The following is a 4599-nucleotide window of genomic DNA, read 5'->3' on the forward strand; positions in this document are numbered from 1 at the left end:
GACGGCGAGCAGATTGGATTCTCGGAACTCAACAGCGCGGAGAAGTTCTCCTGGGACGCGGAACCGGCCCTGATTCGCATCGGCAATATGCACGCGGGGGATACTGTGCGCGTCGAGGTTCTCGCCAGCGCATGGGATAAGGAAGGCCGCCTGATTGCGGAGATCCCGGGCTCGGTGGCGTACACTTGGCCTGAGGAGAACGGAGCGGCATTGAGCGGAGCAAACGGCAAGATTCTGAACAATTTCGTGACGGAGTTGCTGGCTGCAACGGCCGGCGGGGAGGCGGCCGCGGAGTTTGCATTCGACACTCCTCGCGAGGGCTGGACTTTCTTCTCGCTTACGGGCGCCGTCGCGTCGCCGCAGGCCACGCTCGACAGTGAGAGCGCGCCGCTCCTGTGGCGCACGAATCCCGAGACCAACGCGCAGGAGTCCATGCGATTCCTATCCGGCGGAATCCACCGGCTCCGCATTGAGCAGGCCGCGGGCGCGACCTTGGCCGTACGCTCCATACCGGAGATCTTGTTCTGTTACTACCCGTCCACGCGGCATATCGGGGCGTATCCCGAGTACGACTGGGCGTACCTGCAACGGCATGTCTTGTCTCATGTGAACGTCTTGATTACGCGGAGCGAGGTGCCGGAACAAGAGTTCGAACAGTGGCTTTGCGAAGGCCGCCGCTGGCTCGGCAACGCGTCGCTGCCGGGGCTGGGCGCGGCGGAACCGCCGGCGGCGGACGCGGTATACGAGGAGTGGGCGGCGAACCCGGCCGTGACGCAACCGGGGTTCAGCGGGATGATGGTCGATGAATTTCTGTATGCGGGTGAGCCGTATTATCAGGCCTGGAGCGCGGCCCTGACGCGCCTGCACAAGAACCCCGCATTTTCCGGCAAGACCTTCTACGCCTGGTGCGGAAGCATCTTCCGTGACGCAGCGGGCCTTGAGTTCTGCCGGCTGATCACGTCGTTGAAAGACAAGTTCTCTTGGGAACAGTATCTGCCGGAAGCGACGTCGGAACAGCGCGCGCGGCTGCACATCAGCCGCGAAATCGGACGCGAAATGGCGGCCTGGCGCGAAAAACTGCCGGAGTTGAACCGGCATCTGGTCCTGTGTCTTGGTTATCTCAGCGCGCCGCCCGAGACTCTCAACATAAACCCGGGCGTGGACTACCACGTTTTTCTTGACCTTCAATTCCACGCGTTGGCCACGGACCCCGCCTTTCAAGGGTTATACGGCATCATGGAATACATGGCCGCGTATTCCGACGAGGAGTCTCTGCGCTTCGCACACAGGCTGTTCCGGCATTATTGCATCGACGGCGCGCGCACGCGCTACTCGGACGACCCGTACTTGCTGCCGCACCTGCGGAATGGCGATTTCGAGGACGGATTGAACGCCTGGGAAATCGCGGCCGCGGAGGATGGAAGCGTTTCAACGGGTTCCATGGATGGGTTCAGCTGGCTCGAGGGTCGCTACCCGAAAACGCGGCAGGGCGACACTTTCTGCCGGATGACCGGGTCCGCGAAAGGGGCGAACACGGCGCGTCAGACTCTGCGGGCCCTTGAACCGGGACGTCTGTATTCCGTGAAGGTCATCAGCGCCGACCTCGACGCGCTGCACGAGGAACAGACCATCGGGCTGGCGGTTGACGTCGAAGGCGGCGAACCGGTGGATACCTATGCGTTTCAGTATGCGTATCCGAGCTGCTATTCCCACGAGCAGGGACCGTACAACAGCGGCCACCCGGCGTGGTTCACGCTCCACCGCTTCGTATTTCGCGCAATGGCGGAGACGGCGACGCTCGGCATCAGCGACGCGCCCATCCGCAGCGCGGGCCGGAATATCGGCTTCAACTTTGTGGAAGTCCAGCCGTTCTGGGAGTGACCGCCACCGTCAGTTCTCTATGGTCACCTTGAGCGTCATTCCGGGGCCGAGCAGCAATTCGTCCCACAGCGTTATCGTAACCGCATCCGGGGCAATCTCCACCGACGCGTCGACGCTTGCGCCGTCAACCGTCGTCTGGACGTGCCCGGCCTGCAGGTTCGCCGCTGTGGCAAGTCTTAGCGTCTTCAGCCGCAGGGTTCCCCAGCGCATTGTGATCGAGCCGGCATGCGTCGCGCCCTCGATAACCTGCTCGAACGTGCCCCAGCCTTCTGCCCCGGTGAACGCCGCCTTGAAGTGCTCCGGCTTGAAGCGCGGCGCGAACGCGATGTGCCCGCGCGGGCCGTCGTACTCGAATCCGGCAAGGGCATGATATACGCCCCAACTGGCCATGGCGCGGGCGTAATGGTCGCCGCACTCGATCTCGTTGTAAGGATTGAAACGGTCAGGATGGTAACGGTCATGCACCGCGCGGCAGACCGCCAAACCCTCTTGCAACATGCCTTCCCAGATCATGTGCCCGGCCACTTGATACTCGATGCCGGTCCAGACTTCTTCGCGGTACAACGTGCCTTCCGTGAGATGTTCGCTCTTGGGCCACGTGCATGTGAGCAGGCCGGCCTCGCCGGGACTCACGAACCAGCGGAATGGGGGATGGGCCTCGTTGTAGGGGCCGACATCCGGCGCCCAATTATACTTCCAGACCGATTGCAGGGCCGTTCGCACGTGCTCGGGCGGGTAGATGTAGCCGAGGGCGAGCTGGTGCGCCCAGCCTTGGCCGAAAAGCTGGTCCGAGAGGCAGCCGTCTTTGTATTGATGCTTCGGATATTTCTCAAGATCGACTTCCTGAGTGAAATACTCGCCGTTCCAGAGCCGTTCGAGCGTCTGTTTTTGACCCGACTCGAACAGTGTGCGCGCCCGCGCCGCGAACTCGGTGTCACCGGCGATTTTGGCCATTTCCTCGCCCGCGCGCAGGGCGGCGAGGTACAGCGAACCGACAAACGTGTTGGCGCCCTCGTAGTTGATGTCGTAGGTGTTGTGTTGCGTGTTCTCGATCAGGCCGTCCGGCGGCGCCGAAGAGCCGTTGGTCGGTCCTTTGGCGTCTTGCTCGATCGAGAATTCGAGCGCCTTCTTGATGCTGGGCCAGTTGCGCTTCAAGAAGGCGTCGTCCTTTGATGTGAGATGCTCCCGGTACGCCTTCAGGATGGTGCCGCACTGCCCGTCCGCCGCGTAGTTGTCGTCGCTGCGGAAGCCGACCAGCCCCGTGTCGGGATGGAACCCGCCGCCATTCTCGCGCGGGTTGAAGTCCTGCAATTCGCGGATGCTGCGCGCCAGATCGGGAAAGAGCCGGGCCTGCGCGTGCTCATAGTTCCAGACGTGCGTGCACGTGCCGTGACAGCAGGTGACGCCCTCGTAGGCCCAGAAACGGCCGTTCCTCCAATATTGGCACGTGCCCGTCGCCAGTGTGGACACGACCGAATGCAGCCGGTCCAGCAGCCAATACGGCAGCGTGCTGTCGTAGTAGGTGTTGCGCCAGAGCCGCGTTTCCGCCGTCAGCCGGTCGTGGTTGTCGAGAAGGTAATTGGCCACCGCCGCCGCGTCCTCGAACCGGGTGGCGTAGTGGTGCCCGTTCTGCTGATTCGGGAAATGCCATGCCAGCGCGAACGTGAATGTCCGGCGCTGTCTTGGCAGGAGATCAACACTCACAGAGCTGACGTAGCCCAGCCGGGTCTCGCGGATGCCGTAGGTCTGGTCCCGTTCCAAGGCGTATTGTTCCGCGGGACGGCCGGGATAGCATTCGCCGGTTTCCTTCGCGGCTTCGGCGCACGCGAGAACCATGGTGCCGAAGTCCGGCGCGGTGTCGATGGCGGCCGGGCTGCCCTCGCGCATCGTGTCCGCGAATTCGATGTGGTCGATATTGACATGGCCCCAGCCGCCACTTTGGTTGTCCACGATAACCAGACGCGCCTCGCGGCCCTCGAACTCGCCGACGTCCCAGGCATGCCATTCGAGCGCTTCATTGTTCTTGCCCGCTGCGCTGCGGACGGTCTGCCCGTCGATCACCAGATTCATGCACGTCTTTTCGGCATAATTGCCGCCGCCGACAAGGAAGTTGACGTACTTGCGCGAGACGGTGAATGGCGGCGAAGTGAGCGCGCCCTGCGGGTCGTCGCCGTTGAAGAAGGTGTTGACCAGCCGTTCGCCGAGAAAGCCCGTGACCGGGTTTTGATTCGGCAGCGTGCCATTGGCCGGCCCCGGCCCGAAGGCCTCGCCTGCCGCCTGCCACGCACCGTAACCGTCGCTCTCGAAATCCGCGAACAGGATGGCGGGCCGCTCGGGTGCGGTGGAAGCCGCCGCATCTCCGGGCTTATCTTCCGAGGAATGCAGGCACCACGCGCGGCCCAGGGCGCGGCCATAACGCGTGCGGCGCAGGCCGTCATGTTCCGCTCCATAGGCGTAAGACACAGCGTTCTGCAGCCAGCCGCCGATTGTCACGCGCGCGAGATTGTCCGAGACGTTCTCGACCGTGATGTGAAATAGCGTCGCGGGCAAAGTCGAATCCGCTGCATAGAGCGGAATGAACGGCGAGAAGGCCTCCATCGCAATCTTGACGGGAAAGCCCGGCGAGGCATAGCGCACGGTTCCAATCGGGTATTCACCCTGGAATTCGATGTTCGCGAACCCTTCCTTGCTCAGCGGACGCCACGTCACGTCGCTGCC

At 63.1% G+C, this 4599-nt stretch carries 2 protein-coding genes; one reads left to right on the forward strand and one right to left on the reverse strand.

Features of this window, described 5'->3' with window-relative positions; genetic code table 11:
- Positions 1-1881, forward strand: a 1881-nt coding sequence (locus tag KA184_23365; protein MBP8132531.1) for a hypothetical protein, incomplete at its 5' end; no start/stop codon positions are given.
- Between the two features lie 9 nt (positions 1882-1890).
- Here the strand turns inward: KA184_23365 and KA184_23370 are convergent.
- The coding region (locus KA184_23370; protein MBP8132532.1) for a hypothetical protein at positions 1891-4599 on the reverse strand (2709 nt) is incomplete at its 5' end.

This window comes from Candidatus Hydrogenedentota bacterium, from assembly GCA_018005585.1.
Taxonomy (GTDB): Bacteria; Hydrogenedentota; Hydrogenedentia; order Hydrogenedentales; family JAGMZX01; genus JAGMZX01.